This is a genomic window from Ketobacter sp. MCCC 1A13808, from assembly GCF_009746715.1.
GTDB lineage: Bacteria > Pseudomonadota > Gammaproteobacteria > Pseudomonadales > Ketobacteraceae > Ketobacter.
On the sequence record NZ_VRKW01000009.1, the window covers coordinates 169,979 to 176,234 of the forward strand.

Sequence of the window (6,256 nt, forward strand, 5' to 3'; positions counted from 1 at the left end):
AATAGAATAAAAACCGCTTGGATCACTGATCATACCCCGGATTGTTCCGATCCAGCTTGCGTAGCAAGGCTGGCCAGGCCAGATTTCCTCCCGCCTGCTTCGTAACCGCCGCGGCTTGCGCTTGAGCAGTGGCAATTATGCGCTCATCAATAGGAATCAACGGACCACCCCCAGCCTGAGCCCGCACCTGAATCATGCAGGTGGCCTCGAACAAATACATAAATAAAAAGGCATCCGGGATGCTGTCGGCTACGGTCAGCAAACCGTGATTACGCAACATCAGGAAATTATTATCCGCCAGATCGGCAACCAGGCGCGGCTTTTCTTCGTCCCGCAAAGCGACGCCTTCGTAATCATGGTAACCCAAAGAAGACAACACAAAGATGGATTGCTGAGACAACGGCAGCACCCCTTTTTGCTGCGCAGACACCGCAACACCGTTCACGCTGTGCACGTGCAATACGCACTGGGCATCCTCACGCCCTGCATGAATGGCGCTATGAATGGTGAATCCCGCCGGGTTTATATCGTATTCATTTTGTTCAACTTTTTTGCCCTCCAAGTCCACTTTTACCAGACTTGAAGCTGTAATTTCTTCGAACAACATCCCGTAAGGATTTATAAGGAAGTGATGTTCCGGGCCGGGCACCCGGGCGGAAATATGAGTAAAAATCAGGTCATCCCAACCATATTGGGACACAAGGCGATAACAAGCGGCCAAATTCACCCTCTGTTCCCACTCGAGAGCACTAAAATCGTCTTTTTTCAAATTTTTTCTGAAATTCATGGCTTTCTAACCTCTTGATGGGATTGAGATAATTTTTTATTTTGCAACTTTGATGAGTCATTCTCAAAAAATGTCTCGTAAATCCTAAAATTAGCTCTTATCATAGGCCAATACATTAGATCCAGTGGCCAATAAACCACATTAATCTAGATGTATTTCGCAGCAACTAAGACTGCACTCTCCTAACTAGCCTAAAACAACAAACTAGGGGGTTCGACATGACCGCATTTGAAGATCAAGCAATTTACCCAAGTGCCGAATTGTTTTTAATTAAACAATTCATGAAAAGGGAAGGTTTCCATCCAAAGCAATGGCTGCTGGGAACCGGGCTCAGAGAAGAGCACATTATGGACCCTGAGACACTTGTATCCTTACGACAATTTGACATCATCTACCATAATATCTTCCGTATCACTAACCGGCCTGACGTTGCATTGGCTTTAGGCAGCAGCCTGAACCTTTCCCGCTGGGGCGTGCTTTCCATCGCCATGATCTGCAGCCAGACCCTTGGCTCAGCTCTGGAAACCGGAAACCGTTTTCGCAGTATAGTCCGCAGCCGCTTCAGTCTGGTACCAACGTTCAAAAAAGATCACACAGAGATCGTGATTGAGCGGGAAGATGGCATGAGTTTTCCGTTAACCTCATCGTTTTCCCATGAACTGCTGATTTGCGCCATGCAAACTATGGTTCGCTCGCTGGTTAAAGATCGCAACGTCTTTGCCGAAGTGCATCTGAATTATGCACCACCACCGCACTACGAAGATTACCAGCGTTACTTCGATTGCCCTTATTCGTTCAATCGCGAAAAGAGCATGATCATCATCCCGAACCACTTGATGACCCGCCCGCTGCCAACCGGCAACCCGATCACGGAACAACAGGCAATTTCGGTTTGTAAAATGGAAGCCGAGCGAGTCGCTCAGGTGCAGAAAGGGGATTTGACCTGGATGTTACGTTCCGAAATCAGCAAGAAAGAAGGGGCTTTGCCAAGCCTGGATGAGATTGCTGACCGTCTGCACGTTACACCACGCACCTTACGCAGAAAGTTACAGGAAGCCGGCACCAGCTATCGCCGTATCTGCCACGAGCATCAACTGCAGCTGGCATTACACTATTTGGCTGACCCTAAACTGAAGTCCACTGCGGTTGCGCATAAGTGTGGGTTTAAAGACGCCGCCAGCTTTCGCGAAGCGTTCAAACGCTGGACGGATATGACCCCACAAGAGCACCGAAAACGCAGCCGTCGGGCAAGTTTTACGGCACCTGTGCGGGAAGCGTTAACCTTAAAAAGTGCCGTTGCTGCTTAGTGAACCTTTAGCACCTATAAATAGCTAACCGTCACACCCTGCTTTTCCGAAAGGATTTCAGGGTATGACGGGCCGGCTCAGATCGGCTACTTACGATCACTGTGTCCAAGATCCCGTGCCGGATCAATCTCATCACGTACCAACTGCTTTACTTCTTTGGCTTCAGGAAAGCGCCCTTCCTCTTTGCGGGAAAATAGGGTTTTACCATCACAGCGTATTTCAAACACTCCGCCGGTGCCGGGAATCAGCGCCACCTCCCCCAGATCTTCGACAAAGGTCGTCAGCAATTCTTGTGCAATCCAGGCAGAACGCAAAAGCCAACCGCATTGGGTGCAGTATTGAATTTCAATTCGTGGCTGATTCATGGTGAGAGGCCCTGTAAATAGAGGAACGGTTTTTTGGAACGTTAGCATAGTTGTGCTTGAATAGTCAGGCTGGCATATTGGCTATACATCTGGGAAATGCAGCACTCATGATTTGATCAGTTGTGTAATGTTGGGGCTTCTGTGTGGGTAGGAACTGGATATACTGTTTACTTAGTATGTTGAATTGTTATGCGGCCCAGGAGATTGCGCTACATAAATCAAGATGAGCTCAAAGCTGTTTTTGATCAACAAGCCTCTGGCTATGAAAAGCAGCAAATGAAATTAGCGCCTATTCATGATGGCCTTTACTTTCAACTAGAGTGGATTTTTTCGGAGTTGCCACAGACTGCCCAAATACTTTGTGTTGGTTTAGGTACTGGTTCGGAGCTTTCCTATTTAGCGAGCAGATTTCCAAAATGGCGATTTACTGCTGTTGAGCCATCAACTGCAATGCTTGATGTATGCCGCCAAAGAGCAGAGAAAGAAGGCTATATTTCTCGCTGTAGGTTTCATGAGGGTTATTTGGAGTCTCTGCCAGATGTTGAGCTTCATGATGCCGCGACGTGTTTTATGGTTTCACAGTTTATCCTTGAAAATGAAGCGCGTTCAAACTTCTTCCGTGCTATATCAGAAAGGCTGAAAAATAATGCGATCTTGGTTAGTGCGGACCTATCCTCATCGCTTGGTACACCTGAATATAAAGCATTACTCAAGGTATGGGTGAGTATGCTCCATGCTGCAAACGCGCCCGCTGAAGCCATAAAAAAACACATGCTGCGTGGGCAAAAGACGTCGCAATTTTGCCCCCCAATGACGTTAGATCAATTATTGAACATGGCGGTTTTAATTCTCCAGTTCAGTTTTATCAGGCGGGTTTTGTTCACGCATGGTTCTCAAAGAGGTCGCCTGGTAATGCCGGATAACAAGAAATTGCACCGTGGACCGAACGCGGGGGCAGTGATTTTGACTTTATATGGCGCCCTCTAATGCCGGAAAATACTTATGGAAACCGAACGACTTTTTTTGAGAAACTGGATCGATGACGACTTAGATAAGTTTGCGAATCTAAACGCTGACCCAGAGGTTATGGAATTTTTCCCAAATATTCTAACCAGACAAGAAAGCGACCGTCTTGCGCAGAAAATAAGGCAAAATATTGAACTCAATGGGTGGGGTCCATGGGCTGTCGAGCTAAAATCGACTGGAGAGTTCATCGGCGTCGTCGGCTTGCAAAAAAGTGACAAATCGTTACCGTTTTCACCGTGCGTTGAAGTGGCATGGCGACTGGCTAAGCCGTATTGGGGTAAAGGCTATGCATCTGAAGCTGCGAAAGCATGCTTAGTCTATGCAAAAACGGTTTTAAAAATTCGAGAGGTTGTTTCGTTTACTGCTGTAAAGAACGTACGTTCTCAGGCGGTGATGGCTAAAATCGGGATGCATACAGAAGGATATGAGTTTGATCATCCTGATGTGCCATACAGTAGCCAATTATGCCGCCACATTTTATATAAAATTCATTTAAATTAAGTGCATGATTCTACCGTACATAACCGGTGCATCCTGGACCCAATTCATTGCTGCAGGCATTATATTCCCAAAATAATAAAATCCAATGCTGCAATTATTTCTGAGCGATAAGACGGAAGGTCATATACTTCTTTACCAAGTGCAGATCTATCAACACCGGCAATTTGTTGATGCTTAGTAAAGCTTTAACACCTACTGGTTCTTGGCGTAATTATGGTGTCAAAAAAGTAAATTCATAACCAACCAGTCCGGCAGGGCATTTGCCTTTCACAATCGTTAAAGGTTGTACGGATGATGGGAGAAACCAAAATATAGGCCCCCGGCTTTCTCAAGCAGTGAGCGGCGCGTCGCAAATCGCGTTAGGCGGTGGCATTTGTTATGGTACCGCAGGGACGCTTTGTGCTTTTGTCGGTATACCTCTTATTGCAAAAGGTGCAGACAATCTTCAGTCAGCGGCACGAAATAAACCGAGCGTTTCTCATTTGGCCATCAGTGGATTCACAAAAAATGAAAATACAGCATCTTGGGCGAACTTGGGATTAGATGCAGCAGCATCTATATATGGATTCGCGCGATTAGTTCCCAGGCTCTCAACAATTGGCGGTGGCACTACCAACACAACCAGATTAAGCAAGCCCTGGTGGGGGAAGAACCATCCTTCATATACAGAGAGAGCGATTAAGCAGACTGGTAGAGCTGCATTAACCACTGAAATAGTGACAAATGGTGTTTCAGCTTATAATACAGCTACGAGCGATTGAGTTATTATGCTTTCTGTTTATGAATTTATCTGTGTTGTTGCTGTAATATGTTACTTGTTAGTAGCAAGGTACTTGATGTTTATGTTGGCAAGTAAGAAACGATTATTTCCAGAACCTTGGTTAACTATGTTTTTTGCTGCAATTTCAACGATTGTGTTCCTACCCATACATATAATAACCAAAGAAGTCCTTGTAATAGCCAGTACATCATTTGAATTTTTTGTATATGGTTTTTGTATAATAAGCATGGGTATTATAAGTATGCAGGCAGCAGCTAAGGCTGAGAGGAAACTTAATGGTTTGTAACTTCTGTTGGGCTTCAATAATCGGGTAAAAGCTGGTGTTTCTCCGACTATACCGGTTCTGATGTGAGCGCAATTTAAGCTGGGTTTACAGGCCAAAGATAGTGAAGCGGTTAAAGCTGCAAAAACTATGGAACCTAGTATCTGAGAATGAGCAAAGATTTTTTGAATCTACAGCACCGACAGAGCAGCAGTTTGTGAATGCCACATGGAGAATTGAAACGTTGCACCTATTGTTGTGGTCACTTAACACGGTAGAAACTGACGCCAGTTTAAGTGAAATGTGTAGTGTAGAAGATGTTCAAGCTGTTTTTGATTTCTTTTTAAGCGATTCGGGAAATTTCATTAAATCTTCAGAGCTGCGATTAGTAGACGAAATAGATAGTTACAATGAGCAAATATACCAGGCGCATTGGAAGGTGAGAGATGCGCAGATAAATGGCAAAGCGATTCCTGACAAACTAATGCCAAGTGTCATCAAAGAAAGGCATTATGCAATTAATTGGTTAACAGGGTACTGCGGGCAAGAATGGGATGACGTCACGACAGATACTTAACAAAAAGATGCATTGGATATTTTTTGCGTGATTGGTGTCTCTATATCAAGCATAAGTATTTGAGGAGAATTAAGTGATAAGCGGCTCCATGCAGGTGCCCAAACCTACGTTCTTTTTGTAGGTGTCGCTACGGTCACATTACCACAATAAGCTCTCAAGTTCGGGCGCTGGTGAGCCGGGCTTTATGAACGCCGTAGATCGAAGTAAGGAAACTAAATGATCGAAGAAATGGAATCAGATATTGCAGGCAGATGTGCTTGTGGAGAAATAGAATATCATGTGATTTCGAAGCCATTGGCTATGTTTAACTGTCATTGCGGCGACTGTCAAAAGGCGAGTGGCGGTACTTTTGTGTCTGTGGCTTTATTTAATGAGAAGGATTTGATTATCCATTCTGGATATCCCAGGTATTTCAGGAGCTATGGTGAGACTGGAAGATGGACTGATCGTGGCTTCTGCCAAAATTGTGGAACGCCATTATTTGCAAAAGGTGAAATTGCACCTGGACTAATCTCGATAAAGCCTGGAATGTTAATTTGCATCTAAATTTGACCCGGCTTTTGCACCGAATATTGACCCGCCTAATACGGCCGATTATGGCCTAAACAATTCTGTTATTACCAGTCTTCCTTTCCCTCTGTTGTGTGGTT

9 protein-coding genes are annotated in these 6,256 nt (G+C 45.0%); 6 read left to right on the top strand and 3 right to left on the bottom strand.

All coding sequences use genetic code 11. The features are described 5' to 3' along the window. Positions 1–22: 22 nt before the first annotated feature. Positions 23–787 (bottom strand): class II aldolase/adducin family protein, encoded by a 765-nt coding sequence (locus tag FT643_RS16510; RefSeq protein ID WP_156872522.1) that lies wholly within the window; start codon positions 785–787, stop codon positions 23–25. Positions 788–1,005: 218 nt separating this feature from the next. Between FT643_RS16510 and FT643_RS16515 the strand changes: the two genes are divergently transcribed. Next, a complete protein-coding gene (locus tag FT643_RS16515) occupies positions 1,006–2,094 on the top strand; it encodes an AraC family transcriptional regulator (RefSeq protein WP_156872523.1) in 1,089 nt (362 codons plus the stop codon). 86 nt (positions 2,095–2,180) lie between these two features. Here the strand turns inward: FT643_RS16515 and FT643_RS16520 are convergent, their stop codons facing one another. Beyond that, positions 2,181–2,459 carry an Rdx family protein gene (locus tag FT643_RS16520; protein ID WP_156872524.1) on the bottom strand — a complete coding sequence of 93 codons (279 nt, stop codon included), beginning with the start codon at positions 2,457–2,459 and terminating at the stop codon, positions 2,181–2,183. 204 nt (positions 2,460–2,663) lie between these two features. On the opposite strand from FT643_RS16520, the gene FT643_RS16525 reads away from it, so the two are divergent. Then, positions 2,664–3,446, top strand: coding sequence for a class I SAM-dependent methyltransferase (locus FT643_RS16525; RefSeq protein ID WP_198043618.1), 783 nt, complete (start codon positions 2,664–2,666; stop codon positions 3,444–3,446). A 15-nt stretch (positions 3,447–3,461) separates the two neighbouring features. After that, the gene (locus FT643_RS16530) at positions 3,462–3,986 is read left to right on the top strand and encodes a GNAT family N-acetyltransferase (RefSeq protein ID WP_156872525.1); all 525 of its coding nucleotides are present in this window, start codon (positions 3,462–3,464) and stop codon (positions 3,984–3,986) included. A 59-nt stretch (positions 3,987–4,045) separates the two neighbouring features. Here the strand turns inward: FT643_RS16530 and FT643_RS23930 are convergent, their stop codons facing one another. Next, positions 4,046–4,150 carry a CcdB family protein gene (locus tag FT643_RS23930; RefSeq protein WP_317622047.1) on the bottom strand — a complete coding sequence of 35 codons (105 nt, stop codon included), beginning with the start codon at positions 4,148–4,150 and terminating at the stop codon, positions 4,046–4,048. Positions 4,151–4,828: 678 nt separating this feature from the next. Between FT643_RS23930 and FT643_RS16540 the strand changes: the two genes are divergently transcribed. The 3 genes from FT643_RS16540 to FT643_RS16550 all read left to right on the top strand — a co-directional run bounded on the left by FT643_RS16540 (position 4,829) and on the right by FT643_RS16550 (position 6,152). Further along, complete coding sequence (locus FT643_RS16540) at positions 4,829–5,053, top strand: hypothetical protein (protein ID WP_156872526.1); 225 nt, start codon at positions 4,829–4,831, stop codon at positions 5,051–5,053. 100 nt (positions 5,054–5,153) lie between these two features. Further along, entirely contained in the window at positions 5,154–5,606 is a 453-nt protein-coding gene (locus FT643_RS16545) for a DUF4272 domain-containing protein (RefSeq protein ID WP_156872527.1), read from the top strand. A 216-nt stretch (positions 5,607–5,822) separates the two neighbouring features. Next, the gene (locus FT643_RS16550; RefSeq protein WP_156872528.1) at positions 5,823–6,152 is read left to right on the top strand and encodes a GFA family protein; all 330 of its coding nucleotides are present in this window, start codon (positions 5,823–5,825) and stop codon (positions 6,150–6,152) included. Positions 6,153–6,256: the final 104 nt, after the last annotated feature.

Coding starts and splice junctions, on each gene's coding strand:
- FT643_RS16510 (WP_156872522.1), bottom strand. CDS start 787: ATGAATTTCAGAAAAAATTTGAAAAAAGACGATTTTAGTGCTCTCGAG.
- FT643_RS16515 (WP_156872523.1), top strand. CDS start 1,006: ATGACCGCATTTGAAGATCAAGCAATTTACCCAAGTGCCGAATTGTTT.
- FT643_RS16520 (WP_156872524.1), bottom strand. CDS start 2,459: ATGAATCAGCCACGAATTGAAATTCAATACTGCACCCAATGCGGTTGG.
- FT643_RS16530 (WP_156872525.1), top strand. CDS start 3,462: ATGGAAACCGAACGACTTTTTTTGAGAAACTGGATCGATGACGACTTA.
- FT643_RS16540 (WP_156872526.1), top strand. CDS start 4,829: ATGTTGGCAAGTAAGAAACGATTATTTCCAGAACCTTGGTTAACTATG.
- FT643_RS16550 (WP_156872528.1), top strand. CDS start 5,823: ATGATCGAAGAAATGGAATCAGATATTGCAGGCAGATGTGCTTGTGGA.